The following is a 24,562-nucleotide window of genomic DNA, read 5'->3' as shown; positions in this document are numbered from 1 at the left end:
TGCTTATCATGCCGTGCAAGACGGCGTTTGGATGGGCTGGTATAGGCCTGCTTATGCAGCGCCTCGTCACGTCATATTCAGGCCGGGCAGCCTTAGCTGAGCCAACGCTTGCGGCGGCGATAAGAGCGTACATCGCGGAAGCTCTTGCGCCCGTCATCCGACATTCCAAGGTAGAATTCTTTCACATCGGGGTTCTCGCGTAGCTCTGCAGCAGGGCCATCCATAACAACGCGGCCAGACTCAAGAATGTAGCCGTAGTGCGCAAAGCGCAGTGCCACGTTGGTGTTTTGCTCCGCCAACAGGAAGGTATAGCCCTGCTCCTCATTGAGCTGCTTCACAATCCCGAAAATCTGCTCCACGAGCTGCGGAGCAAGACCCATTGACGGCTCATCCAAAAGGATCGTCTCGGGGCGGCTCATCAGCGCGCGGCCAATGGCAACCATCTGCTGCTCACCACCCGAGGTGTAGCCAGCCTGGCTTTTGCGGCGCTCTTTCAGCCGCGGAAAATAATTGTAGACCATCTCAAGGTCAGCATCGACAGCCCCCTTGCCCTCGGTACGCGTGTAGGCGCCTGTGAGCAGATTTTCCTCAACGGTGAGGTGCTCGAAACAGTGCCGCCCTTCCATAACCTGAATAACGCCGCGCTTCACAACATCAGCTGGGTCAAGGTGTTGTGTCACCTCTCCACGGTAGCTCACGCTGCCTTTTGTCACTTCGCCACGCTCCGAGTGAAGCAGATTTGAAATCGCCTTCAGCGTGGTTGTCTTCCCCGCGCCGTTCCCGCCCAAAAGGGCCGTGATCCCGCCTTTGGGAACTTTCAAGGAGACGCCTTTCAAAACCAGAATGACGTGATTGTAGATCACCTCGATATTGTTGATCTCGAGAATGGTTTCGTTTGTTTCACCAGCATCCAGCATGTCAGGGCTCGCTTGTTTGAACTTCGGTTAAAAGGTTGGCCGCCCGCACTGCGCAGGCGGCCAGAGGCGCTTAGTTGCAGCGCATTTCGATGCCGTTTTCAGCAGCAAATGCTTCTGAATCTTCAGTGATCAGCGGCAGGATAACGTCCATGTCTGATTCAACGAAGTCAGAGATCATTGACCATTCTTTGGCCGATGCATCCCACTGCGTGATCGCACCGAGGCCGGGGCCACCGTGGTTCTCGCAAGACACAGCGAAGCTAGGGCCGAAGTTCGGCATGCCAAGCTCTGTCATACGCTCTTCAGTGATCTCGAGCGCTTCCATGCCATCGCGCATCATAGCGGCCGTGATCTGGGCTGTGCCGTGGATCTCTTGAGCTTTACGCGCCGCTTCAGCCGCGAGCATCGCCGCATACATACCGCGGTTATACACCACTGTGCCGACTTGGTCGCCCGCGCCAGCCGCAAGGCCTTTGTCAACAACATGTGTCTTGATGTCGTCAAAGATCGGGAAGTCATCACCAACCGCGTGGAACGTGACAGATTTGTAGCCATTGGCCGCATCACCCGCAGGTGTCACGTCATGCTCCGCACCTGACCACCAGATCCCGATGAAGTTTTCCATAGGGAAACGGATGTTTGCCGCTTCCTGGATCGCCACTTGGTTCATAACACCCCAGCCATACATGATGACATAGTCTGGGCGCTCACGACGGATCTGAAGCCACTGTGACTTCTGCTCCTGACCGGGGTGGTCAACTGCAAGCAATGTCAGCTCATAACCGTGCTTGGCCGAGAGCTCTTCGAGCGTGCGGATCGGCTCTTTGCCGTAAGCAGAGTTGTGATAGACCAACGCAACTTTTTTACCTTTGATGTCGCCACCGTTGGTGTCCAAGATGTGGTTGATCGCAACAGATGCGCCGTTCCAGTAGTTGGCAGGGTAGTTAAAGACGTTGCTAAACACCTTACCATTTGCAGCCGATGTACGGCCGTAACCCATGGTGTGGAGCGGGATACCGTCAGCCGTCACTTTGGGGATCAGCTGGTATGTAATGCCCGTTGAAAGCGGCTGATACACAAGCGCGCCTTCGCCCTTTGTGGCCTCATAGCATTCAACGCCTTTTTCAGTGTTGTAGCCTGTTTCGCACTCGGGGACTTTGGTCATCACGCCACCGATACCACCGTCACGCTCGTTGAGCAGTGTGAAGTAGTCCGCATAGCCATCCGCAAACGGAATGCCGCCTGCCGCATATGGACCTGTGCGATATGACAGTGACGGGAACACGAGGTCTGCCATCACTGGGCCTGCTGCCATCACGGCAGCCACGGCCATAGTTGCTAGTTTCGTCTTCATCGGGGTCTCCTCCCTTGGTTATATCCGATGCAGGCCACGACTTTGCGCCGAAGCCCATATTTGTTGCCGTGCCCCTTAGTGGGGGAACGGCCACAACCGTAGTTTCTCTTTCGCAACGCGCCACAGCTGGGCAAGCCCGTGTGGTTCGGCGATGAGAAAGATAATGATCAAAGCCCCCACGATCACGAGCTGCAAGTGCGCCACGATATCTGTGGGCCACCCCATGCCGCCGATGGAAAGTGCATAAGCCATGAAGGTCGCAAGGCTCGCAAAGATCCAGTAAATACCGGATCCGGCAATCAAGCTACGTGTGCGGACGATGTTGATCAGCAGCATCACGACCGAAGCAGCAAAGCCCGCCAGGAAGATCCAGCCCATCACAGAGGCAAACCCAGAAATCTCGTCTGTGCTATCCGCCAGCATGAGCTTGAGCAGAACAGGCAAGAGCACAAGGAATGCAGCCCCTGCAAAAGAGCCGAAGATTGAGCCGAGGCCACCAATGATCACCATGAAGAGGACAATAAACGACTTCTGGATCCCGAAGGCTTCGCCAACTTCAACCGCGCCAAGATAGACCGCAAAGAAAAGCGCGCCAGCGATGCCGATGTAGAACGAGCTCACAGCAAAAGCGCTCAGCTTGGCTTTGAGCGGGTTCACCCCGATGATCTCGGCCGCAATATCCATATCGCGAATGGCCATCCATTTGCGCCCTGAGGCACCACGCGTCAGGTTCCGTGCTACAACCGCACAGATCGTCGTAATGACCAGACAGAAGAGGTAGGTCGCCCAAGCCTCGGTGCTCGGCCCCGTAATGGCGACCCCGAAGATTTCACGCTCTGGCGCACTGATCTGGCCTGACGCCGAGTAGTTATAGGCCCATGACCATTTGTTGAAAAGCCAGACAAGGAAGAACTGCGCCGCAAGCGTTGCAACCGCGAGGTAAAACCCCTTGATGCGCAGGCTTGGCAGGCCAAAGAGCACACCAACGATCGCTGTCACAACACCTGCCAGAATAACCGAGAAGAAGATATTGATTGGCGGCAGCGCATATTGCACGCCATCAATCCAGATATCGAGCCCGGTCATGAACTTGTAGCAAGCGTAAGCCCCCACAGCCATGAAGCCCCCCGTACCCAGCGAGACCTGCCCGCAGTAGCCAACCAGAATGTTCAGGCCAATGGCCGCAATCGAGTAGATCAGGAACGGCAGGAAGATGGCGCTGACCCAGTAGTCATTGATCAGAAAAGGCACCATCGCAAAGGCTACAAAGAGCACAAAGTAATAGCGATAGCGGTCAAACTTGATCGGAAAGGTCTGCCCGTCGTCCTGATAGGATGTTTTGTAGTCACCAGCCTCACGATAAAACATCAGACTTTCTCCCCGTTGTGTTCTTGGTGGCTCAGATCAACGCGGTTTGTGCGTTTGGCATAGCCTGTTTCTTCTGCGTGCCGCACCAGCTGGAAATAGGCCCATATGCCAATCCCCGCGCCCAATGCAGCCAGTATGACGGCGGTGGTTACTTGGCTCGCGCTGTCGGCGCTGGCCGAAAAAGCGAGGTAGCCAAAAGCCCAGAACCCGGCCCATGCAATGACATTGATAACTGCGATCAACTTCATCATCGCGCTAGACCCTCTCGATGATCTTCTCGCCAAACAGCCCTTGAGGGCGGAAGACGAGGAAGATGAGCGCGAGAACATAGGCAAACCAGTTTTCTGTCGCGCCACCCACGAGGGAGCCAACAGAGAATTCAAAGAGCTTCTCACCCACACCAATGATCAGGCCACCGACGATCGCCCCAGGAATAGAGGTGAAACCTCCGAGCATGAGAACGGGCAGCGCCTTGAGAGCAATCAGCGAGAGCGAGAATTGTACGCCCGACTTTGTACCCCACATGATGCCTGCGACAAGGGCAACAAACCCCGCCAAAGACCAGACCATCACCCAGATAAAGTTGAGGTTGATCCCGACAGACAGAGCAGCCTGGTGATCATCCGCCACAGCGCGCATGGCACGGCCCTGCTTTGTGTACTGGCTGAATATCACCAGAGACAGAACAAGGATTGCGGCGATAGCCGTTGCCACCATATCGAGCTTGTCGATGAAGAAGCCGTAGAAGTTCTCGTTGCCAAAGCCGAGCCACTGCGTGTTTTCTTCGAGCCAGAAGCTCGCACCCTGCGGCAGGCCAACATCAAGCTTCTTGATCTCGGAACCCCACATCAGATCGCTCACGCCCTCAAGGAAGTAAGCAAGGCCAATGGTAGCCATGAAAAGAATGATCGGCTCTTGGCCCACCAGATGGCGGAACACAAACTTCTGTACCAGCCAGGCCAATACAACCATGACAGCCGCAGTCAGCAAAATTCCCGCAATCGCGGGCAAATGCCAACCGAAGTAATGCAGGTCTGTGCCAAAGATCGCATTGATCAGGTGGCTGAAGGGCACTTGCCCCTTCATGATGCCCACAAGCGTTGCTGCCGCGAAAAGCGCCATCACACCTTGAGCATAGTTAAAGATACCCGACGCCTTGTAGATAAGAACAAAGCCCAGAGCCACAAGCGCATAGAGCACCCCGGCCATCAGGCCGTTGAGGAAGACTTCAGCCCCGAAGATTAAGTTGTCAGACATGGCTCAGGCCTCCAGATTTCGTTGGATGTTCAGGGTGTGATCAGTCATGGCTCACCCCCAAATATGCGTCGATCACAGCTTGGTTGTTGCGCACCTCATCAGGCGTGCCATCACCGATCTTCTTGCCGTAATCCATCACGACAACACGGTCGCTCAAGTCCATAACCACGCCCATATCGTGCTCGATCAGCGCAATCGTCGTGCCAAATTCGTCGTTCACATCAAGAATAAAGCGGCTCATGTCCTCTTTTTCTTCAACGTTCATACCGGCCATCGGCTCGTCCAGCAGCAAAAGCGAAGGCTCCGCCGCAAGCGCACGCGCCAACTCAACACGCTTCTTCAGGCCATAGGGCAGCCGCGAAACGGGCGTCTTGCGGATCGCCTGAATCTCGAGGAAGTCGATGATCTTCTCGGCCTTCTCACGGTTTTCTACTTCTTCAGCCTCGGCTTTGCCCTTCCAGAGACCTTGGGCAAAAAGCCCTGTCGTCATGTGGTTCAGGCGGCCTGTCATCACGTTGTCGAGCACGCTCATACCGTCAAACAAAGCAATGTTCTGAAATGTCCGCGCAATCCCGAGACGGGCCACTTCGTAGGGCTTCATCTGGGGGCGCTTCTCGCCTTTGTACCAGACTTCACCCTGCTGCGGGATGTAAAAGCCCGAGATCACATTGAGCATCGAGGATTTGCCAGCGCCATTCGGGCCGATAATGGCACGAATTTCACCTTCCTTGATGTCAAAACTGATATCCGTGATCGCTTTCACACCACCAAAGCTCAGCGTGATGTTCTTCATCTCCATCAGAGTGCCGCCAATTTTGCGGCCGTCTTCGGTGGTGTAGCCCTCTGTGCTCATATCGTTCATTCTGCTGCCACCTTCTGTGTCGTCACGGCCTGAACTTTGGCGTCCATGATGCTCAAAGTTGCGCTGATCGAGCCTTTACGGCCGTCCTCATAGGTCACTTCCGTTACTGTCGAGATTTCGCTGGAGCCGTCATAAAGCGCATCGACAATATCCTTGAACTTGTCGGCTACGATCACGCGGCGCACTTTGCGGGTACGCGTCATTTCACCGTCATCCGCATCAAGCTCTTTGTGCAGCACAACAAAGCGGTGCACCTGACAGCCCGAAAGCATCTCGTCTTGAGCAACCGATTTGTTCACCTCTTCAACATGGCTCTGGATCGAGGCAAGAACCTTGGGGTGACCCGCAAGCTCTTGGTAGGACGCGTAAGCGATGTTATTGCGCTCGGCCCAGTTCCCCACCGCGGTCAGGTCAATGTTGATAAACGCAACACAACGGTCTTTGCCGTTACCAAAGAGCACGGCTTCGAGAATATCGGGGTAGAACTTGAGTTTGTTCTCAACATACTTGGGCGCAAACAGGCTTCCATCAGCCATTTTGCCAACATCTTTGGCACGGTCGATGATGCGCAGATGCCCTGTGTCGGGCTCAAAGAACCCAGCATCGCCCGTAGCAACCCAGCCTTCGGGGTCTTTGGTCGAGGCCGTGCTCTCGGCGTTTTTGTAGTATTCTACAAAAGTACCTTCGGAGCGGTAATAGATTTCGCCGTTGTCTTCGATACGAATTTCTACGCCCTTTGCTGGCACACCAACGGTATCAGCGCGCACTTCGCCATCAGGCTGTACCGTGATGAAAACAGACGCTTCTGTCTGGCCGTAGAGCTGCTTGAGGTTGATCCCGAGCGAGCGATAGAAATCAAAAATCTCCGGGCCAATGGCCTCACCGGCAGTATAGCCGACACGCACGCGGCTAAAGCCAAGCGTGTTCTTGAGCGGGCCATAAATCATCAGTTCGCCAAGCTTGTATTTCAGACGGTCCATCAACCCGACAGGCTTGCCATCAAGGATCGCAGGGCCAACTTTTTTGGCATGCGCCATAAACACGTCAAACAAGCGTTTCTTGAACTTGCTCGCATCCTCCATGCGGATCATCACATTGGTGAGCTGCGTTTCAAAAATACGGGGCGGCGCAAAATAATAGGTCGGCCCGATCTCGCGCAAATCCGTCATCATCGTCTCGGGGCTTTCAGGGCAGTTCGTGCAGAAGCCCGTCCAGTAAGCCTGCCCCAACGAGAAGATAAAATCACCCACCCACGCCATAGGCAGATAGGCAAGAATTTCGTCGCCTGCGTTCAGCCCGTCAAACTCGCTGGCGTTCTTTGCAGTCTCGATGATGTTGCGGTTCGAAAGAACAACGCCCTTTGGTTTGCCCGTCGTGCCCGATGTGTAAAGCATCACACAGGTGCTGTCATAGGTCAGCTTTTCGCGGCGCGCTTTCAGCTCTTCGATCTGCTCGTAGTAAGCCGCTCGGCCCTGCGCCTGAATGTCGACAAAGCGGTGCAGCGCACGGTGGTCATATTTGCGCAGGCCGCGCGGATCGACATAAATCATATGTTCGAACTGGTGCAGCCCGTCCTGAATCTCGATGACTTTATCGACTTGTTCCTGATCCTGGCACACCACAAAGCGCGCGCCACAGTGCTCCATCACATAAGCCATCTCTTCGGCAGAGGCGTCTTGATACAGCGGCACAGGCACAGCCCCAACCGACTGCGCAGCAACCATCGACCAGTAAAAATGTGGACGGTTGCGCCCGATGATGGCGATAAAGTCGCCCTCATTGACACCGAGGTTGATAAAGCCAAGCGCCAGAGCCTCGATTTCTTTCTCGGCTTCGGCCCATGTCCAGCTTTGCCAGATGCCAAATTCTTTTTCACGATAGGCAGCCTTGCCACCAAATTCGCGTACGTTCCGCTGCAACAGCGCTGGAACGGAGCTAAGCCCGCCCGTCGCCTCTGACGACTGTGTCAAAATGTATCCTCCCTTTGTCCCTTACGGGGCAAATCCGCCACTTACCGGGCGATTCTCCTCCCCCTAGCGTGACGATCACAGCTTCAACGTCAACTTTTACCTGAACATTTCCCGAATCTAACAAATTGTAACAAGCGCCAGATGGCGCGCCACAGGGCTTTGCCAAAGCGTCTTGGGGTGCTAGCACGGGCACAGAAAGGCAGATCATGAGCACACATTCCAGCGATCAAGCCATGACAATGGCGGGGCTCAACCTCATCCAACAGGCCCTGTCCATCTATGACAGCGACTTGCGCCTCGTGGTGTCCAACGAGCGCTTTCGTTCCATGTTTGCCTTGCCCGACTGGATCGTCTCACCGGGGGCCGATTTTTCCGCTACCATCCGCTACCTTGCAGAGCGCGGTGAATACGGCGCGGTTGATGATATCGACGCCTTCGTTAAAGAGCGCGTTGACCTCGCAGGCGCTTTTGAGCCGCATTACATCGAACGGCAGATGGGAAACGGACGCTGGATCTCAGTTGAAGGCTCGCCTCTGCCCAACGGTGGCTGGGTTGCGGTTTATACCGACATCACAGGCACCAAGCGGCAAGAAGAGCTGCTGCGCACCCGCTCTGAAACCCTCTCCGACCAGCTGCTCAACCGCGCCGAAGAGCTGGCCACCACAAACCGCGAGCTTGAAGCCACGGTGACCGCGCTGGAAGAAGCCAAGCGCCAGCTCACAGCTATGGAAGCCCGCACCCGCCTCACAACCGAGATGATGCCCGCGCACATCGCCCATGTGAATCCCGACCAAGTCTACACATTTTCCAACCGTCGCGTAAGTTCGGTCATGCCGGGGAGCTTGGCAGATCCGGTGGGCCACCACGCCGCCGAAGTGCTCGGCCCGCAACCCTACAGCGTAATCGGGCCACATCTTGAACGCGGCTTTGCGGGCAAAGCCTCCGTCTTTGAGTTCAACCACGACCCAAGCTCGCGCCGCATCCGCGTGGCGCTCACCCCTGACTCGAGCACAGGGGGGGTCTACATTCTCTCGATGGATATCACAGAAGAAACCCAGACCCGCGCAGCCCTGCAGCAAACCCGCCGCCGCGAGCTGGCAGCACAAATGGTATCAGGCCTTGCACATGATTTCTCCAATCTGCTTACCATTGTCCTCGGCTCCCAAAGCCGCCTCCAGAACCTTGAGCTACCACCCAAGGCAACTGCTCTCATCCAAGCGACCCTGACAGCTGCACGGCGTGGGGGCGACCTTCTCAATCGTATTGCAGACATGACAGGTCACCGCGATGTGCACCCCGCTCCAACCCGCCTCACTCCGTTCTTGGCCGAATTCAACACACTGGCAGATACGGCGCTTCCACAGGGTGTAACCCTGACCACAGACACACATGCCACCCCGCCGGGCCTCACCCTCATGCTTGACGCAGGCATGCTCCAAGACAGCCTCCTGAATCTCGTTCTCAACGCGCGCGATGCCTGCAAAGGCGACGGCGAGATCACCCTGTCTGTGCAGGTGGTTAAGGATACATGGATAGAATTCATGGTGTCAGACACCGGTCCCGGCTTCTCCGAGCGCGCGCTGGCACATGTATTTGACCCGTTTTTCACAACCAAAGGCGATGACGGCTCAGGCCTTGGGCTCGCCATGGTCTATGATATGGCCAAGCTCTCTGGCGGACATGTCAAAGCGCAAAACGGCCAGAGAGGCGCGGAAGTCATTCTGCGCATTCCTTTGCGCCACGCACCTGCGCCCGTCGCCCCCGGCCTTGCGCTCCTGGTTGAGGACAACCCGGAAATCCGCACCAACGTGCGCGAAATGCTTGTGGCACAAGGACACTCGGTCATTGAAGCCACAAGCGCTGACGAAGCACTGTTGCTCGCGCAAGACCTGCCAGATATTGCGCTTGTTCTCTCGGACATATCGCTTGAAGGTGACGCCACTGGCCTTGATCTTCTCGACAGCTTGGGCACACACCGCCCCCCCAGCTTTCTCATGACATCCCTACCAGACACCGACCCGCTCTTTCAGCGTGCACTCAAGCTCTCGCCTGTGCTGCGCAAACCCTTCACAGCCGAGACGCTGGCCTCCTACCTCGGAACGGACGACACCCTATGACCAAACCGCTTGTCACCATCCTCGACGATGAACGCGCCATTCGCGATATGCTTACAGACGCCCTGGAAGAGGCGGGCTTTGACACACTCAGCTTTGCACGTGCAACCGAATTTGAGGCGGCGCTCAAGACCACGGCACCTGATGTGTGCCTCGTCGACCTCTCGCTGCCCGACAAAGACGGGCTAACACTGGTGCACCGGCTTGCGCTGGAACAGGGCGCGAGTGTCATCATCATTTCAGGTCGCGCTCAAGTACAAGACCGCGTCACCGGCCTTGAGTTGGGCGCGGATGACTACATCATCAAACCGTTCGAGCCAGCCGAAGTGGTTGCCCGTGTGCGCGCCCGTTTGCGCAAGGCAACACCCTCGCCTCAAAGCACAGAAACCGCCCGCTTCAACGGCTGGACAGCCTATTTTGACCGTTACATGCTGGTAGATGAAACAGGCACAGAGACAGCCTTCTCCCATGCAGAAGGCGAAGTTCTCAGGCTGTTTCTCGAGCGCCCCAAGCGTCTTATTTCCCGCGCCAACATGCAAGAAACACTTGGCGGCGCTGCTGGCGAAAGCTTTGACCGCGCAATGGATGTCCGCATCTCGCGACTGCGGACAAAACTGGGCGAAGACCCCAAAAATCCGCGGCTGATCAAGACCATTTACGGCGCGGGCTATATCTTCTTGGGCGACGTGAGTTGGGGCTAGTCCTCTAGCGGAAGAGGCAGGCACCGCGTCACGCAGACAGACGGTCAACAGCCCCTGCCAAGACCTCAAGCCCTTTCACAAGATCAGCCTCGGCTGTATCCTCCTCAAAGGCGTGGCTAATTCCGTTTATCGAAGGCACAAACAGCATCGCAACAGGCATATACTGCGCCACGTTGGTGGCATCATGAAGCGCGCCGGAGGGCATCTTGCGCCACGTCCCTTTAGCATGCTGCTCCGCGCTGGCCTCTAGCGCCGCGCGCAGGTTGTCATCCATCGCCACTGGCTCAAGCCCCAACATCGGCCCGAAGGACAGCCTAAGCCCCCGCGCCTCCGCCACCTCTTCTGCAGCTTCGCGGATGACCGTTTCCATACGCGCCAAGCGATCCGCATCCCCATCGCGCCACTGCATCGAAAATGTCGCCCGCCCCGGAACGATTGAATGCGCATCAGGATGCAGCTTTACATGACCAATTGTCCAAACCGTCTGATGTGTCACCACGTTTTGAAAGCGTTCGCCAATCAGCGCATTAAAGGCCCCCAAAGCCTGAAACGCATCTTTGCGCAGATGCATGGGCGTTGTTCCTGCGTGGTTCTGCTCGCCATCAAAGGTGATACGCATATCGCGGATACCGACAATGTCACTCACCACGCCCACAGCATCCCCCGCCTTGTCCAGCCAAGGGCCCTGCTCAATGTGCATTTCGATAAAACCTGTGAATTGGGATGGGTCAACGAAATCACCCACCAGATCCGCCATCGCACCACGCGCCTGTGCAAGGCTCTCGCCGCTGCGATCAGTCAGCATATCGGCATCTTCAAGGTCCAGCTGGCCCGACCAGACAGTGCTCCCTGTCGTCACCCCAAAGCGGCCCTCTTCGTCTTGAAAGCTAACAACAGAAACAGCTGGCCCACCTGCCTCTTTGGCCGCCCGCGCCACTTCAAGCGCAGCAATCACGCCGAGCGCCCCGTCAAGCCAGCCCCCTTCAGGCTGGCTGTCAGAGTGAGATCCCAGCAAAAGAGACGGCCCCTCTGCCAACCCGAAGAGCGAGCCCATCGGATCATAGTGAACGCGCAGTCCCGCCTCTTCAAATTTCCGGGCCAGCCAGGCCCGCGCCGCAATATCGGCCTGCGAATAAGCAGGGCGCACAACCCCTTTACCCACACCCGAAGCCCCAAACTCGCGCAGAGTGTGAAGGTCTTCAAGAAAGCGGGTCGGGTTCGGGGAGAGTGTCATGCAGTCATTCCGTAAATATTTTCTCGGTGATACTTCAGATAAGCAGGGTGTGGGTGATGGCGCGGGTCATCAGGCAAATGTAGCTTGCCAGAGGGACTAATCAGCCTCTGTCGAACCTCCGAAGGTACCTTATTGTCAGATACAAGTATCTCATGGTTTTCCCCAACAGAGATTAATCCCCTATCGAACATCCAATGCAAAGTACCCGACAAAGCGAGACCATTTTTTACAACATCGGGGCCTTTTTCCGCTACAGGTCGGATATGCGCCGCTTGAACCTCTGCCCGTCCGCCACCATTCCGAAGGTCGAGACCTGAAATTGCACAGCGCCCTTGATAGGCCGCCTTCACAAGCCGCGCAAACGAAGCGTCTCGCTTGGCCCTCGAAACGAGGACAGTGTCACGAATATCGAGCGCTTCGGCACCCACAAATAGAGCGGCCGTTTCAGCAAAAGCATATCCGTCCGTCACGTCCCTTGGTAGCGCCTCTGGTCCTTCAAGGGGTTTCAGACCAGCAGTGACAATAGCGCTGAACTCAGTAAAGCTTAGACGGCGGACTGCCGCTACACTGACCCCGCCAGACATAGCGGCCCCGTCAGCGCCCCTGAGTGACTCTTCATACGCTTTGCCAAATGGAGTGTTACGGGGAACAACCTGTTCAAATTGCCACTCCTTGCCGCGTTCGAAATAGGCATAATAATGGTCTTGCTGTGTATTATCTGGCACGACACTTTCCACCTTCAAGACAGACGTATAGCCAAAGGCCCCCTTGCGGCCTTCATAGACAATTACCCAGTCACCAATAGTTTCTTCAACCATCCTGAGATAGCGCTTGGGAAAGTGATAAGCTACGCCCGGCTCGTCCTTATAGATGGAGTGTGGGTTTTGAATAAAAACAGCATTGGCCATGCCACAAGAAAACTCCGCGCAGTAAACTCTTGCAAGCCCTATTCCGCCGCGACCGCGCCTTCGGCCTTCTCCACCTTTACGGCGGAGAATTTGAACTCGGGGATTTTCCCGTAAGGGTCAAGGGCAGGGTTTGTCAGGATATTGGCCGCTGCTTCAACGTAAGCAAAGGGCACAAACACCATGTCCTCGGCCACAGCCCGATCCGCACGCGCCATGATCGTGATACTCCCCCGCCGCGTGCTCAGACGCACATGTTCGCCCGGCTCCACGCCAAGGCGGCGCAGTGTCTTGGGGTGTAATGAGCAGTTCGCCTCGGGCTCCACTGCGTCCAACACATTGGAGCGCCGCGTCATCGAGCCTGTGTGCCAATGCTCTAGCTGGCGGCCCGTGGTCATAATCATCGGGTAATCTGCATCAGGCGCTTCATCAGGCGCAATGACACTGGCGGGTGTGAACTTTGCTCGGCCCTCCGCACGCGGGAAGCCGTCACCAAAAACAATCGCCTGCCCCGGGTCTGTTTCGGAGAGCGAGGGGTATGTGATCGTCTCTGTCTTGAGGCGCTCCCACGTGATGTTGTCAAGCGAAGGCATGTTCAGCTTCATCTCGTTGAAGACTTCTGACACATCAGAGTAATCCCAGTTGAGGCCCACACGCTGCGCCAGCTCAACGGTGATTTTCCAATCTTCCCGCGCCTCTCCAGGGGGTGCCACAGCAGGGCGCACACGCTGCACTTGACGGTTGGTGTTGCTGACCGTGCCGTTCTTTTCATAAAGCGCCGAGGCAGGCAAAATCACGTCAGCATAGTTTGCCGTTTCCGTCAGGAAAATGTCCTGCACCACAAGGCACTCGAGCTTGGCCAAAGCGTCGCGCGCGTGCTCCACATCAGGGTCAGACATGGCTGGGTTTTCGCCCTGAATATACATGCCCTTGATGTTGCCCGCATAGGCTTCATCCATAATCTCAGTCACAGTCAGCCCCTTCTCCGCAGAGAAGTCGCCAGAGCCCCATACATCGGTAAAGGCCTTGCGGATGCCGTCATCCATCACACTCTGATAATCAGGCAGGAACATCGGAATAAGCCCAGCATCAGAGGCGCCTTGTACATTGTTCTGGCCACGCAACGGGTGCAGACCTGCGCCCGATTTGCCGACATTTCCCGTCATCAGCGCAAGGCTGATCAAACAGCGCGAATTGTCTGTTCCGTGAATGTGTTGGCTAACGCCCATCCCCCAGAAAATCATCCCGGCTTCGGCGCCTGCAAAAATGCGCGCAACACGGCGGATCTGATCAGGGCTGACGCCACAGATCGCGCTCATGGCCTCCGGGCTAAAGTCTTTCAGGTGGGCTTTTTCGGCCTCCCAGTTTTCCGTCCAGCGGTGAATATACTGGCTGTCATAAAGCTCTTCTTCCACGATCACATGCATGACCGCGTTGAGCAGGCTCACATCTGCACCGGGGCGGAACTGCACCATCTCTTCGGCAAACCGCTTCAGGCCCACGCCACGCGGGTCCATCACGATAAGCTTGCCACCGCGTTTCACAAACTGCTTGAAGTAGGTCGCCGCAACAGGGTGGTTCTCAACGGGGTTCGCCCCGATGATGATCGCCACATCCGCGTTCTCAATCTCGTTAAAGGTCGCGGTCACAGCGCCAGAACCGACATTTTCGATCAACGCCGAAACAGAGCTGGCGTGGCAAAGTCGCGTGCAGTGGTCAACGTTGTTGTGCAGAAATCCCTGGCGAATAAACTTCTGGAAAAGGTAGGCCTCTTCATTGGTACATTTGGCCGACCCGAAGCCAGCCACAGCTTTGCCACCCTCACGCTCGCGCAGGCCCGCAAGGCCACCCGCGGCAAAGTCCATCGCCTCATCCCAGCTCGCTTCGCGAAAGAACTCACCCCAGTTGTCAGGGTGTACGTTCAGCCCCTTGGCAGGCGCATCCGCGCGGCGGATCAGCGGTTTGGTCAAACGGTGGGGGTGGTGGATATAGTCAAATCCAAAGCGCCCTTTCACACAGAGGCGGCCTTCGTTGGCGGGGCCGTTGATGCCCTCGACATATTTCACCTTGCCGTCTTTCACCTTGAGCGAGACCTTACAGCCCACACCGCAGAACGGGCAGACGCTCTCGGTTTCGCTGTCGAAATCCTTGCTATCGCCCTTTTGCTCCGCGTCCAGCACGGTGGCAGGCATGAGCGCGCCCGTCGGACAGGCCTGCACACATTCGCCGCACGCCACGCACGAGCTTTCGCCCATAGGGTCGTCCATATCAAACACAGGGTAGGCACTATGGCCCCGCCCCGCCATGCCGATCACGTCGTTCACTTGCACTTCGCGGCAGGCGCGCACGCAAAGGCTACAAGAAATACAGGCATCAAGATTGACACGCATCGCAACATGACTGTCATCCAGAAGCGGGATGTGCCCCTCGTCTAGCGTCGGAAAGCGGCTTTCGCTCACGCCATTAAGATCTGCCATGTCCCACATATGCGCAGAGGCATCGTGGCTGTCTTGACGCGCGGGCATATCCGCCAAGAGCATCTCGACAACCATCTTGCGCGCACTTGTCGCTCGGGCGTTGTTGGTGACAACAACCATGCCCTCTTGCGGCTCACGAATACAGGACGCAGCCAGCGTGCGCTCGCCCTCAATCTCGACCATACAGGCGCGGCAGTTGCCATCAGGGCGGTAGCCCGGCGCCGGCTTGTGACACAGATGCGGGATGATGAGACCGCGCCCATTGGCAACTTCCCAGATCGTCATGCCCTTTTCGGCCACAACCTGCTCACCATCGAGCGTAAACTTAACTGTCTCAGACATCGCACGTCTCCTGTCGGCCTTGCTTCACAGCATAACCAGATTTGCTCGATTTCACATCCTTCAATCGCGACAGGCACGAGACGATTTGCGGCAGGGGCAAGCCGCATTGACCACCACACGTTTTAGGATAAAATTAGGAAATATATTCGCCTTAAAGGCCGTTAACTGTCCGTATCACTCGGGTCAAACCAGTTGTAACGGTGCTATCGTTTGAGAAGAAAGTTTGTTTTCACGTGTTCGAAGCTCTTTTAATTGCGGCCGCATTTACGGCGCTCGTCGCCACCATCATTCATAAAAAAGGCCAACAGCGTCCAAGCCGCAAACAGCGACGTATCCATCGTATCACCCAAGAGCATACACCAGCCCGCCTGCTAGAGCCGTCGCCCGAAAGCCACGCGCGCCCCTTTGAAGCCGATAGCGCAGAAGCGCCTTCAAGCAGCCGTGTTATCAAGGGCCCGGCCTATGTCATCGACGGCGACTCCCTCGTTATAAATAAAACCCAGGTCCGCCTGCACGGCATCGACGCCCCAGAGATAAACCACCCCTATGGCAAAAAGGCCAAATGGGCGATGGTCACACTGTGCAAAGGCCAAACCATTTCAGCCGAAATACTGGCCGAAGATGACCACGGTCGCACCGTCGCCCGATGCCGCCTCGCACACGGGCGCGACCTCTCGGCAGAATTGGTCAAACTTGGTTTGGCAATCGACTGGCCAAAATTCTCAGGCGGCGAATACCGCGCGCTTGAGGTCGACGATGCGCGACGCAAGATGTGGCTCGCAGACGCCCGCCAAAAGGGGCGCATGTATGTCTGGAAGCGGTTCGAAGCCCGACAGGCAGCCCAAAAAGGCGAAAGCTAAGCCCCCTTTAACCTCCCCCCATGCCCCGCTAGTTTGCCCCCAAATTAAAGAGGCACATACCAATGGCAGAACTGATTCTGGTCCGGCACGGGCAGGCCAACAGCCACGCGACCGATGAGGCGAGCTATGACAAGCTCTCCGAGCTGGGCCATACACAGGCGCGCTGGCTGGGCGAACATTTGCGCACAACCAACCCGCATTTTGACCATGTCATCACAGGCACTTTGCGTCGCCAGAAAGAGACCGCGGCAGGCATGGGCTACAGCGACACGCGTGTAGATGCCCGCCTTGACGAGCTACAGTATTTCGCCATGGCCGCCGCCCTTGAGGCAGAGCACGGCATCGTCACACCTCAAGACCCCACAGAATTTGCAGCGCATCTTCCCAAGATGATCGGCTTTTGGGCGGCTGACAAAGTCAAAACAGTGCCAGAGCGCTTTGACGACTTTTACGCGCGCACGACAGGTCTCGTCGAAGAGGTCTGCGAGGGCCACGGCCGCGTGCTTCTGGTCACCTCAGGCGGCGTCATCGGCACCATCCTGCGCCATGTGCTGCACCTGTCTGATGAAGGCATGGCCAAAATCATGCTACAAGTGATGAACTCGTCTGTGCACCGCCTTGAGTATGTCCACGGGCAGCTCTTTCTTGGCAGCTTCAACGCCACGCCCCACCTTGATATCCCGGGCCGTGAACACGCCCGCACCTTTGTCTGAACAGGAGCATTCCATGACCCATCTCTGGCTCAGAGCCGAACAGCGCGCCCATGAAGAGCGTGTCGGCCTCACCCCCGAAGGCGCAGCCGCGCTCATCAAAGCGGGCATCCGCCTGACTGTTGAAGAAAGCTCCGTGCGGGCAATCCCGCTGCAAGGCTATATCGACGCGGGTGCCGAAATCGCTCCTGAAAACAGCTGGCCCGATGCGCCCCGCGACGCCATCATCTTTGGCCTCAAAGAGCTGCCCGATGACGGCACCCCCCTGCCACACCGCCACATCATGTTTGGCCACGCCTACAAAGGCCAGTTTTCAGGCGCGGCCCTGCTCAAGCGCTTCAAGGCAGGTGGCGGCACGCTCTATGACCTTGAATATCTCGTCGATGAAACAGGCCGCCGCGTCGCAGCCTTCGGCTATTGGGCTGGCTTTGCAGGCGCAGCCGTCACTCTCAAAACATGGATCGCCCAGCAAAACGGCGCGCTCTGCGCTCCTGTTGGGGCCTATGCCAACAAAGATGCCCTGCTCACAGAGCTGCGCGACGAATTGGCAGGGACACCCTCAGCCATTGTGATTGGCGCTTTGGGCCGCGTCGGCACAGGCGCAAGCGACCTGCTCGAGGCCATGGGCCTCACCGTCACCAAATGGGACATGGCCGAAACAGCCAGTGGCGGCCCCTTCCCCGAGATCCTCGCGCATGACATTTTTATCAACTGCATCCTTGCGCGCCCGGGCACACCGCAGTTTGTGCCCTTGTCCGCCAAAGACGCCCCGCGCAAGCTCACAGCAATTGGCGATGTCGCCTGCGACCCCGACAGCGATTACAACCCGATCCCTGTCTACGCCGAGGCCACGACATGGGAGGCTCCCGCCCTGCGCGTTCACAACACGCCAATCCTCGATGTGATGGCGATCGACAATCTCCCCTCCATGCTCCCGCGCGAAAGCTCCGAGGATTTCGCCGCACAGCTGTTGCCTTCCCTGCTCACACTGAGCAGCCTTGACGCGGGCGTCTGGGCGCGAGCCGCGGCTGACTTCAACACACACATAAAAGAGGTATGAACATGACAATCCATTGGTGCGGCACAGGTCTTTCCGCCATTCCGGGTCTTCGCAAACTGATTGAGGAGGGCCATAAAGTTGTGGTCTGGAACCGCACAGTCGCCAAAGCCGAAGAAGCCGTGGGAGACATCGCCACAGACATTCGCGCCTTTGACATGGGGGCCATCACCGCAGCCACCGAAAAAGGCGATATCGTTGTCTCCATGCTCCCGGGCGACTGGCACGTACCACTCGCCGAAATGTGCATCGCCCAAGGCGCAAACTTTGTCAGCTCCAGCTACATCGCCCCCGAAATGCGCGCGCTTGATACCCGCTTCCGCGACGCCGGCCTTGTCTGTGTCAACGAAGTTGGCCTTGACCCGGGGATAGACCACCTCATGGCGCACGCCCTCGTGGCCGACTACCGCGCCGCATCAGGTTATGATGCCGCCAATGATGTCTCCTTCATCTCCTATTGCGGCGGCATTCCCAAACAGCCGAACCCGTTCCGTTATAAATTCAGCTGGTCGCCTCTCGGTGTGCTCAAAGCCCTGCGCTCGCCCTCAAAATCGATCAAGAATTATACAGAGCTCAATGTCTCACGTCCGTGGGATGCGATCAGCAGTTACGAAGCCCCCCTCGCAAGCCCTGAGACATTCGAAGTTTACCCCAACCGTGACAGCCTGCCCTTCATGGCCGACTACCACTTTGAAGACAGCTGGCGCGTGAAAGAATTTGTCCGTGGCACGCTACGTCTCAACGGCTGGAAAGACGCGTGGGCCGATGTCTTCTCCGAAATCGAGACCCTCACAGGCCCCGAAGGCGACGCCCGCCTGAAAGAAATGTCCGACGGCTTCTGGGCCGAAAACGCCTACGACGAAGGCGAGCCTGATCGTGTTGTGATGTGCGTCGGCCTCAAGGCCGAAAACGATGGCACAGCGGTCTACAACAAAACCTACACCATGGACGCCTGGGGCGACGCCCGCGGCACAGCTATGGCGCGGCTTGTCTCAATCCCTGTATCACTGGCTGTGAATGCGGTTGCCAACCGCCAGATCGGCGCAGGCGTTCACCCGGCGCCACACGACCCCAAGCTCGTGCAAGACTGGCTCGCCGAGATCGACACACTGGCTCAACACCTGCAAGTGGTCGATCACCTGGCATAATCTGGCTTTCTTTTTGCCAGAAATATCCTGGGGGGTCTGGGGGGCTAGCCCCCCGGCGGATCGGATTGCGCACAGCGCAATTCGATCCCCTATCCCTTACGGATCAAATCATCTTCCTCATCCGCGGCCGACAAGCCCAGCGCCTCAAGTCCGTTCTCCAGATGATCAGAGAGATGGGGGGTGCCCAGCAGGTAATCCGGCGTTGGCACAGTCGCCTCGGCGACAGCCGTTGCACGCGCTTCGGCCAGTTCCTCCGCCTCAAAGCTTCCCCGCCCGATCCACATCAAAGCGACCAGATCGACGAGTTCTTCCTCGCGAAGCGTTTCGAAAAAGCCCGCAAGCTCGACTTCGGCCCGCCCTAGCTCTCGCGACATCAGAATAATCTGGGCAATCTTGTTGATACTGATCTCTAGCATGGCTCATCCTCCTGTCAGCGCATAGCTGACACATTGGAGGACTCATCCCGATCCAGCCTTGATCTGGCGCAAGCCTTACTCAGGCGCCTTGAGCGGCACCACAGTGGGCGGCTCCGGAGCCAGCTCTTCAAAGTCAAAGTTATCAAGCTTGGCTGCGCGCTTACCCGCGCGCTCGGCTGCTGTGCTGATCCCTTCCACATCGCGGCGTGCTTGGTCAAAATGCGTTTCCAGCTTTCCCGCGCGCTCAAGAACAATCTCCACATCACGGTGCAAATGCCGCAGCATCGTGCGGATCGCTCCCGCCTGCTCGCGCATCCGCGCATCTTTCAAAATCGCGCGCATCGTGTTGAGCGTCGCCATGCACGTGGTCGGCGAAACGATCCAGACTTTCGCCGCAAACCCTTCGCGCACAAGCTCGGGAAAGTTCGCATGAAGCTCAGCATAAATGGCTTCCGATGGCAGAAACATAAGCGCGCCATCGGCGGTTTCACCATCCAGAATATACTTCTCCGAAATGTCCTTGATGTGCTTTTTGATCGAGATCCGCAGCATTTTGGCCGCTTCGTTTGCCTGCCAGTCCGTCTCTGCCCGGCGCAGTGCCTCATAGGCCTCCAGCGGAAATTTCGCATCAATCGCAATCGGCCCCGGAGGGTTCGGCAAGTGGATCAGACAATCCGCGCGCTTGCCGTTGCTCAGCGTCGCCTGCATTGTATAGGCGTCGCTTGGCAAAGCCTTGGTCACAATATCGGTCAACTGGATCTCGCCAAACGCGCCGCGTGTTTGTTTGTTGCTCAAAATATCCTGCAAACTCAAAACATCGCCAGACAGCTTGGTGATGTTGTCTTGAGCCTTATCAATCGCAATCAGCCGCGCTTGCAACTCGCCTAGGCTTTTGGCCGTGCTTTGCGCCGAGCCGGTGAGGTTTTCGCTCATCTTGCCGCTCACATCGGCAAGGCGCTTTTCCATGAGCTGGAGCATATTCGCCTGCGAGGCCGCCTGCGCCTCACTGACATGGGTAAGCCCGCCCGCAAGCTGCTGCTGTCCGTCTGAAAGCTGCTGCACCCGCACGCCGAGGTTGCCAAGCTGGTGCACCAAAGGCTCCGTCATTCTGGCAGAGCGCGCCGCAGAGCGCATGCCCAAGAACAGCATAAGAAACAGCAAAAACACCAAGACAAGCACGCCCACCACAAGCGCAGCTTCGGCCACTTCAATTCCAGCAATCTCAATCATGTGCGCCCGAAAAGCCTCTCGATGTCACTCAGTTTCAGTTCAATATAAGTGGGGCGCCCGTGGTTGCACTGCCCCGAATGCGGCGTTGCTTCCATCTCGCGCAGCAGCGCGTTCATTTCTTCCGCGCGCATCCGCCGCCCCGACCGGATCGACCCGTGACATGCCACGCGGCTCAACACCGCTTCCAGTTTGTCTTTCACCGTGCTCGTCGTTCCGCCGTCTGTCAGCTCGTCTACAATATCGCGCAGCATCGCCTCCGCGTTGACCTCTCCCAAAATAGCAGGCGTCTCTCGCACCGCCACAGAGCCTGCGCCAAACGGCTCAAGGCTCAGCCCCAGTGTCGCCAGTTCTTCGGCGGCTTCCAACAGAAGCGCACAGTCGCCCTCACTCATGCTCACAATCTCAGGGATCAGCAGCGCCTGCGCGCGCACACCATTTTCCGCCATCTGCGTCTTGAGCCGCTCATAGACAAGCCGCTCGTGTGCTGCGTGCTGATCCACAAGGATCATACCTGTCTCGGTCTGCGCCACAATGTAGTTCTCATGCACCTGCGCCCGTGCGGCCCCCAAAGGCAGCGCCTCAAGCGGCGTCTCGCGCTCAAACACCTCCTCAGGCTCGACGCGGGCAGAATAGCCGCCCGCCATCTCGGCAAAGCCCTGGCTTGGCGGCTGGTGCCGAGGTGCACTCGCCCCCGCATAAGGCCGGTCCATCTGGTAGATCCGTGGCTCGACAACTTCGGGCCGCATCGCGCCCAGTGCCGCATCGGCCACTGTCGAGCTGGCTCTGTGCCCTGCTTCGGCCAAAGCGTGCTTCAACGCGCTCACAATCAGCCCGCGCACAAGCCCGGGGTCGCGAAAGCGCACCTCTGACTTCGCCGGGTGCACATTCACATCCACAAGGTTTGGCGCGCAGGTGACAAACAATGCAACAGCAGGGTGCCTGTCACGGCTGAGAAAATCCGAATACGCCCCGCGCAGCGCACCGATCAGGAGTTTGTCGCGCACAGGGCGGTCATTCACAAAGAAAAACTGCGCCACGGCCGAGCCACGCGAATAGGTGGGCAAAGCCGCATAGCCCGTCAGGCTGATCCCCTCACGTTCCGCATCAATGGCAAGCGAGTTGGCGGCAAACTCCCGCCCCATCACCTGCGCCAGCCGCCCGTGTAGAGCCTTGAACAAATCGCCGCTTTCCGCCTCAACGCGGAACTTCACCTGTGGCTCGCCTCCGCCTGACACATCGGACAACGTAAAGCCCACATAGGGCTCCGCCATCGCCAGCCGCTTGATCACATCGGCAATCGCCTGCATCTCGGCGCGATCAGAGCGCATGAACTTCAGCCGCGCAGGCGTCGCATAGAAGATATCGCGCAGCTCAACCCGCGTGCCGCCAGCCAAAGCAGCAGGCTTAACCGCGCTCATCACACCGCCCGACACCTCAACGCTTGCGCCCTCGTTCCCTGCGGCGCGCGAGGCGATGCTCAGCCGCCCGACAGCCCCCAGAGAAGGCAGTGCCTCACCGCGAAACCCGAAGGTGTGGATGTTGAGCAAATCCGAGCCGTCAATCTTGGACGTCGCGTGCCGCGACAATGCCAAGGGCAGATCAGAGGCAGACATGCCGCAGCCGTCATCCACAACACGAATAAGCGTTTTGCCCCCATCAGCCACCTCAACGCGAATGCGCGTCGCACCCGCATCAATGGCATTCTCCACAAGTTCCTTCACAGCCGAAGCGGGCCGCTCCACAACCTCGCCAGCGGCGATACGGTTGATCGCTGCATCATCCAGTTGGCGGATCACAGGCTGGTTTTGGCTTATGTTGGGGTGTGCTTCAGACATGCCGCAAGACTTAGCATATCTGCGCGCGATTCTGCCATGACAGAAACAGCGCAAAAGAAAGGGCCAGCCAGAGAGTATCTGGCTGGCCCAAAGCTTGGTTGTCAGAGCTTAGCTCTTGGAGAACTCGGGGTAAGCTTCCATGCCCAGCTCAGCCTTATCGAGGCCGTTGATCTCGGCTTCTTCGCTAACGCGGATGCCGATTGTCGCTTTCAGGATCAACCAGAACACCAGTGAGACAACGAAGGTGAAGACACCGTAGGCAAGGATACCTGTAAGCTGTGTCACAATGCTTGTGTCTGCGTTGTAGAAGACAACTGCGATTGTGCCCCAGATACCTGCAAGCAGGTGAACAGGGATCGCACCAACAACATCATCGATTTTCAGCTTGTCGAGCATCGGAACCGCGAAGACCACGATCACACCACCCACAGCACCGATCCAGAGCGAACCGAAGAGCGTTGGCGCAAGAGGCTCGGCTGTGATGGCGACGAGACCGGCAAGGGCACCGTTGAGAACCATTGTCAGGTCGACCTTCTTGTAGAGAAGCTGTGTGAGGATCAGAGCAGCAACCGAACCGGCAGACGCTGCCATGTTGGTGTTCGCAAAGATACGGCCTACGTCGGTGATGTCGCCAACTGTACCAGCAGCAAGCTGTGAGCCACCGTTGAAGCCGAACCAGCCGAGCCACAGGATGAACGTACCCAGTGTTGCAAGGGCAAGGTTTGAACCCGGCATCGGAACCGTGCGGCCTTCTTTGTATTTGCCAAGACGTGGGCCAAGCACGATTGCGCCTGCAAGAGCTGCCCAGCCACCGACCGAGTGTACAACTGTGGAACCGGCGAAGTCAGAGAAACCCATCTCCGAAAGGAAGCCGCCGCCCCACTGCCATGAGCCTGAAATCGGGTACATGAAACCCGTCAGAACGACGACAAAGGCAAGAAACGGCCACAGCTTGATGCGCTCGGCAAGAGCACCCGAGACGATTGAAGCTGTCGCAGCCACAAACATCAGCTGGAAGAAGAAGTCTGACGCAACCGAGGCATAGTCCAGTGCGGCATCGGCAGCTGAAAGACCAACAGGCTCAAGCTCGGTGACAACAAAGAAGCTGCCAATGTAGCCGTTGAAGTCGCCCGGGTACATCAGGTTGAAGCCGACGAGCCAATACATGATGCCCGCAATCGAGAAGAGCGCCATGTTCTTGGTCAGCTGCATCGCAACGTTCTTGCCGCGCACGAGGCCGGCTTCGAGCATGGCAAAACCAGCGGCCATCCAGAAGACAAGGAAGCCACCCACAAGGAACAGCAGGGTGGTCATGATATACGGGCCGATCTCGTCAAAAGTCGGGGCAGCGGCGTCTTGCGCCATAGCTGCAGCTGGAAGAAGCGCAAAAGCGGTTCCCAGCAGATATGTCAGTTTCTTAGTCATGGTTTTTCCCTTTCCCCGCGCTTACAGCGCATCTTGTCCTGTTTCGCCTGTGCGCACGCGTACGGCCTGCGCCAGATCGAGCACAAAAATCTTCCCATCACCGATTTTGCCGGTACGAGCGGTCTTGGTGATTGTCTCGACGATGCTGTCGGCCATGTCCGAAGGCACAGCGATCTCGAGCTTGATCTTTGGCACGAAGTTCACAGCGTATTCTGCGCCACGGTAGATCTCGGTGTGACCTGACTGCGCGCCAAAGCCCTTGATCTCACTGACCATCATGCCGCGCACGCCGATCCCCGTCAGCGCTTCGCGCACGTCTTCAAGCTTATAAGGCTTGATGGTTGCTATAATGAGTTTCACCTCTTTGTCCCCTTCTCTAA

20 protein-coding genes and 2 pseudogenes are annotated in these 24,562 nt (G+C 57.3%); 6 read left to right on the top strand and 16 right to left on the bottom strand.

The window, feature by feature from the left end; all coding sequences use genetic code 11:
- Positions 1-92 precede the first annotated feature (92 nt).
- From ACTG3X_RS05165 to ACTG3X_RS05130, 8 genes and pseudogenes are all read right to left on the bottom strand, one after another.
- Positions 93-917: an ABC transporter ATP-binding protein gene (locus tag ACTG3X_RS05165; RefSeq protein WP_439110176.1), complete on the bottom strand. Its 825-nt coding sequence runs from the start codon at positions 915-917 to the stop codon at positions 93-95.
- A 70-nt stretch (positions 918-987) separates the two neighbouring features.
- Positions 988-2,271, bottom strand: a complete 1,284-nt coding sequence (locus ACTG3X_RS05160; RefSeq protein ID WP_439110175.1) for an ABC transporter substrate-binding protein — start codon at positions 2,269-2,271, stop codon at positions 988-990.
- Positions 2,272-2,346: 75 nt separating this feature from the next.
- Positions 2,347-2,496 (bottom strand): annotated as a pseudogene (locus tag ACTG3X_RS05155) (branched-chain amino acid ABC transporter permease); the annotation flags it as partial.
- A 186-nt stretch (positions 2,497-2,682) separates the two neighbouring features.
- A pseudogene (locus tag ACTG3X_RS05150) lies at positions 2,683-3,639 on the bottom strand (branched-chain amino acid ABC transporter permease); the annotation flags it as partial.
- Positions 3,639-3,890, bottom strand: coding sequence for a hypothetical protein (locus ACTG3X_RS05145; RefSeq protein ID WP_439110174.1), 252 nt, complete (start codon positions 3,888-3,890; stop codon positions 3,639-3,641). The pseudogene ACTG3X_RS05150 and the gene ACTG3X_RS05145, both read right to left, overlap by 1 nt.
- A 4-nt stretch (positions 3,891-3,894) precedes the next feature.
- On the bottom strand, positions 3,895-4,896 hold the full coding sequence (locus ACTG3X_RS05140; RefSeq protein ID WP_439110173.1) for a branched-chain amino acid ABC transporter permease: 1,002 nt from the start codon (positions 4,894-4,896) through the stop codon (positions 3,895-3,897).
- 40 nt (positions 4,897-4,936) lie between these two features.
- The gene (locus ACTG3X_RS05135; RefSeq protein ID WP_439110172.1) at positions 4,937-5,758 is read right to left on the bottom strand and encodes an ABC transporter ATP-binding protein; all 822 of its coding nucleotides are present in this window, start codon (positions 5,756-5,758) and stop codon (positions 4,937-4,939) included.
- Positions 5,755-7,728: an AMP-binding protein gene (locus ACTG3X_RS05130; protein WP_439110171.1), complete on the bottom strand. Its 1,974-nt coding sequence runs from the start codon at positions 7,726-7,728 to the stop codon at positions 5,755-5,757. The genes ACTG3X_RS05135 and ACTG3X_RS05130 overlap by 4 nt, the downstream gene beginning before the upstream one ends.
- 206 nt (positions 7,729-7,934) lie before the next feature.
- On the opposite strand from ACTG3X_RS05130, the gene ACTG3X_RS05125 reads away from it, so the two are divergent.
- Positions 7,935-9,845, top strand: a complete 1,911-nt coding sequence (locus ACTG3X_RS05125) for a PAS-domain containing protein (protein ID WP_439110170.1) — start codon at positions 7,935-7,937, stop codon at positions 9,843-9,845.
- Complete coding sequence (locus tag ACTG3X_RS05120; protein WP_439110169.1) at positions 9,842-10,543, top strand: response regulator transcription factor; 702 nt, start codon at positions 9,842-9,844, stop codon at positions 10,541-10,543. The genes ACTG3X_RS05125 and ACTG3X_RS05120 overlap by 4 nt, the downstream gene beginning before the upstream one ends.
- A 28-nt stretch (positions 10,544-10,571) precedes the next feature.
- Here ACTG3X_RS05120 and ACTG3X_RS05115 read toward each other — a convergent pair whose 3' ends face one another.
- The 3 genes from ACTG3X_RS05115 to fdhF are packed head-to-tail and all read right to left on the bottom strand — an operon-like array spanning position 10,572 to position 15,501.
- On the bottom strand, positions 10,572-11,777 hold the full coding sequence (locus ACTG3X_RS05115) for a hydantoinase/carbamoylase family amidase (RefSeq protein ID WP_439110168.1): 1,206 nt from the start codon (positions 11,775-11,777) through the stop codon (positions 10,572-10,574).
- Positions 11,774-12,685, bottom strand: a complete 912-nt coding sequence (locus ACTG3X_RS05110; RefSeq protein WP_439110167.1) for an HNH endonuclease — start codon at positions 12,683-12,685, stop codon at positions 11,774-11,776. The genes ACTG3X_RS05115 and ACTG3X_RS05110 overlap by 4 nt, the downstream gene beginning before the upstream one ends.
- A gap of 38 nt (positions 12,686-12,723) precedes the next feature.
- Positions 12,724-15,501 carry a formate dehydrogenase subunit alpha gene (gene fdhF, locus ACTG3X_RS05105; protein WP_439110166.1) on the bottom strand — a complete coding sequence of 926 codons (2,778 nt, stop codon included), beginning with the start codon at positions 15,499-15,501 and terminating at the stop codon, positions 12,724-12,726.
- Positions 15,502-15,734: 233 nt separating this feature from the next.
- Between fdhF and ACTG3X_RS05100 the strand changes: the two genes are divergently transcribed.
- The 4 genes from ACTG3X_RS05100 (at position 15,735) to ACTG3X_RS05085 (ending at position 19,276) form a co-directional block, all read left to right on the top strand.
- The gene (locus ACTG3X_RS05100; RefSeq protein ID WP_439110165.1) at positions 15,735-16,361 is read left to right on the top strand and encodes a thermonuclease family protein; all 627 of its coding nucleotides are present in this window, start codon (positions 15,735-15,737) and stop codon (positions 16,359-16,361) included.
- Between the two features lie 62 nt (positions 16,362-16,423).
- Positions 16,424-17,074, top strand: coding sequence for a histidine phosphatase family protein (locus ACTG3X_RS05095; RefSeq protein WP_439110164.1), 651 nt, complete (start codon positions 16,424-16,426; stop codon positions 17,072-17,074).
- Between the two features lie 13 nt (positions 17,075-17,087).
- Positions 17,088-18,131 (top strand): saccharopine dehydrogenase, encoded by a 1,044-nt coding sequence (locus ACTG3X_RS05090; RefSeq protein ID WP_439110163.1) that lies wholly within the window; start codon positions 17,088-17,090, stop codon positions 18,129-18,131.
- Between the two features lie 2 nt (positions 18,132-18,133).
- Positions 18,134-19,276 (top strand): saccharopine dehydrogenase family protein, encoded by a 1,143-nt coding sequence (locus ACTG3X_RS05085; RefSeq protein WP_439110162.1) that lies wholly within the window; start codon positions 18,134-18,136, stop codon positions 19,274-19,276.
- An 89-nt stretch (positions 19,277-19,365) separates the two neighbouring features.
- On the opposite strand, the gene ACTG3X_RS05080 is transcribed toward ACTG3X_RS05085, so the two are convergent.
- The 5 genes from ACTG3X_RS05080 to ACTG3X_RS05060 all read right to left on the bottom strand — a co-directional run bounded on the left by ACTG3X_RS05080 (position 19,366) and on the right by ACTG3X_RS05060 (position 24,542).
- On the bottom strand, positions 19,366-19,692 hold the full coding sequence (locus ACTG3X_RS05080; RefSeq protein WP_439110161.1) for a DUF3775 domain-containing protein: 327 nt from the start codon (positions 19,690-19,692) through the stop codon (positions 19,366-19,368).
- A gap of 75 nt (positions 19,693-19,767) precedes the next feature.
- Positions 19,768-20,922: a DNA recombination protein RmuC gene (locus ACTG3X_RS05075; RefSeq protein ID WP_439110160.1), complete on the bottom strand. Its 1,155-nt coding sequence runs from the start codon at positions 20,920-20,922 to the stop codon at positions 19,768-19,770.
- A complete protein-coding gene (mutL, locus tag ACTG3X_RS05070) occupies positions 20,919-22,757 on the bottom strand; it encodes a DNA mismatch repair endonuclease MutL (RefSeq protein WP_439110159.1) in 1,839 nt (612 codons plus the stop codon). Before mutL ends, ACTG3X_RS05075 begins: the two co-directional genes overlap by 4 nt.
- Before the next feature lie 108 nt (positions 22,758-22,865).
- On the bottom strand, positions 22,866-24,182 hold the full coding sequence (locus tag ACTG3X_RS05065) for an ammonium transporter (RefSeq protein WP_439110158.1): 1,317 nt from the start codon (positions 24,180-24,182) through the stop codon (positions 22,866-22,868).
- Positions 24,183-24,203: 21 nt separating this feature from the next.
- Positions 24,204-24,542, bottom strand: a complete 339-nt coding sequence (locus ACTG3X_RS05060; RefSeq protein ID WP_439110157.1) for a P-II family nitrogen regulator — start codon at positions 24,540-24,542, stop codon at positions 24,204-24,206.
- Positions 24,543-24,562 lie beyond the last annotated feature (20 nt).

It is taken from the genome of Lentibacter sp. (genome assembly GCF_965658795.1).
Taxonomy (GTDB): Bacteria; Pseudomonadota; Alphaproteobacteria; order Rhodobacterales; family Rhodobacteraceae; genus Lentibacter.
This window is presented reverse-complemented; position numbering and strand designations above follow the sequence as displayed.

Excerpts from the sequence above, each read along its gene's own strand:
- mutL (WP_439110159.1), bottom strand. The coding sequence starts at position 22,757 with ATGTCTGAAGCACACCCCAACATAAGCCAAAACCAGCCTGTGATCCGC.
- ACTG3X_RS05165 (WP_439110176.1), bottom strand. The coding sequence starts at position 917 with ATGCTGGATGCTGGTGAAACAAACGAAACCATTCTCGAGATCAACAAT.
- ACTG3X_RS05080 (WP_439110161.1), bottom strand. The coding sequence starts at position 19,692 with ATGCTAGAGATCAGTATCAACAAGATTGCCCAGATTATTCTGATGTCG.
- ACTG3X_RS05120 (WP_439110169.1), top strand. The coding sequence starts at position 9,842 with ATGACCAAACCGCTTGTCACCATCCTCGACGATGAACGCGCCATTCGC.
- ACTG3X_RS05145 (WP_439110174.1), bottom strand. The coding sequence starts at position 3,890 with ATGATGAAGTTGATCGCAGTTATCAATGTCATTGCATGGGCCGGGTTC.
- ACTG3X_RS05095 (WP_439110164.1), top strand. The coding sequence starts at position 16,424 with ATGGCAGAACTGATTCTGGTCCGGCACGGGCAGGCCAACAGCCACGCG.
- ACTG3X_RS05085 (WP_439110162.1), top strand. The coding sequence starts at position 18,134 with ATGACAATCCATTGGTGCGGCACAGGTCTTTCCGCCATTCCGGGTCTT.
- ACTG3X_RS05140 (WP_439110173.1), bottom strand. The coding sequence starts at position 4,896 with ATGTCTGACAACTTAATCTTCGGGGCTGAAGTCTTCCTCAACGGCCTG.
- ACTG3X_RS05065 (WP_439110158.1), bottom strand. The coding sequence starts at position 24,182 with ATGACTAAGAAACTGACATATCTGCTGGGAACCGCTTTTGCGCTTCTT.
- ACTG3X_RS05160 (WP_439110175.1), bottom strand. The coding sequence starts at position 2,271 with ATGAAGACGAAACTAGCAACTATGGCCGTGGCTGCCGTGATGGCAGCA.
- ACTG3X_RS05115 (WP_439110168.1), bottom strand. The coding sequence starts at position 11,777 with ATGACACTCTCCCCGAACCCGACCCGCTTTCTTGAAGACCTTCACACT.
- ACTG3X_RS05125 (WP_439110170.1), top strand. The coding sequence starts at position 7,935 with ATGAGCACACATTCCAGCGATCAAGCCATGACAATGGCGGGGCTCAAC.
- ACTG3X_RS05090 (WP_439110163.1), top strand. The coding sequence starts at position 17,088 with ATGACCCATCTCTGGCTCAGAGCCGAACAGCGCGCCCATGAAGAGCGT.
- fdhF (WP_439110166.1), bottom strand. The coding sequence starts at position 15,501 with ATGTCTGAGACAGTTAAGTTTACGCTCGATGGTGAGCAGGTTGTGGCC.
- ACTG3X_RS05110 (WP_439110167.1), bottom strand. The coding sequence starts at position 12,685 with ATGGCCAATGCTGTTTTTATTCAAAACCCACACTCCATCTATAAGGAC.
- ACTG3X_RS05135 (WP_439110172.1), bottom strand. The coding sequence starts at position 5,758 with ATGAACGATATGAGCACAGAGGGCTACACCACCGAAGACGGCCGCAAA.
- ACTG3X_RS05075 (WP_439110160.1), bottom strand. The coding sequence starts at position 20,922 with ATGATTGAGATTGCTGGAATTGAAGTGGCCGAAGCTGCGCTTGTGGTG.